General features: G+C 35.4%; 1 pseudogene. It reads right to left on the bottom strand.

The window, feature by feature from the left end:
• Positions 1–75: 75 nt before the first annotated feature.
• Positions 76–534 (bottom strand): annotated as a pseudogene (locus tag COD11_RS26135) (recombinase family protein); the annotation flags it as partial.
• Between the last annotated feature and the right edge of the window lie 204 nt (positions 535–738).

Here is a 738-nt window from a genome sequence, read left to right as displayed (position 1 = left end):
TCACTTCACAATTCCAATAGGGGTACGGAAACGATTCGGGGATTGAGGGGCCACATATGAAATAATTTCCAATTATTATACCCCTTTTTCCTCTATTTCCTTTAGCTTGCGATAAAAAGCTGCCTGACTAACCCCGGTAATAGCACAAATTTCCTTTACAGTTTTATTTGTTGTCTTTCGTAATTCAATGGCATGGTTCATTCCTGGATGCTTATCTGTATATTTTTTTACCCTTCCTCGATATTTGCCCTTTTGCTTAGCCAATTTAATTCCCGAACGTTGCTTTTCTTTAATCATTTCTCGATCTAGCTCACTAAATGCTGCCATAACAGTTAAAAAGAATTTACCAGTAGGTGTTCTTGTATCAATTCCTAAGTTTAGGATAACAAAATGTATGTTTCTTTCACGGAGTTGTTCAACCAGCTGCAACAACTGTACAGTATTTCGACCAAGACGATCCATTCTAGTCACAACTAAGGTATCATCGGAAGCTATCTTGGAAAGAAGTTCATCCAATTGTTCCTTCTGTTTAGTGTCACTTTAGGAGGTAATTTGCGCTTATTTTAAGTGCTATTTTGCACATCTGTTCACTTACAATCAAGTTGTTGAATCTTAATACTTTAAACACAGATAACACCGTTCTAAAATGTAGAACGGTGTTAAAAAATAGTTGTTTAACTTTCTTCATCCTGTACCCATTTATCTCAAAATAAATAACAATAAAGTCGTTTCTGTAGT

This window comes from Bacillus sp. AFS040349, assembly GCF_002577655.1.
In the GTDB taxonomy this organism is placed as follows: domain Bacteria; phylum Bacillota; class Bacilli; order Bacillales; family Bacillaceae; genus Metabacillus.
Note: the sequence above shows the minus strand (reverse complement) of the source record. Positions and strands in the feature narration are given on the sequence as shown.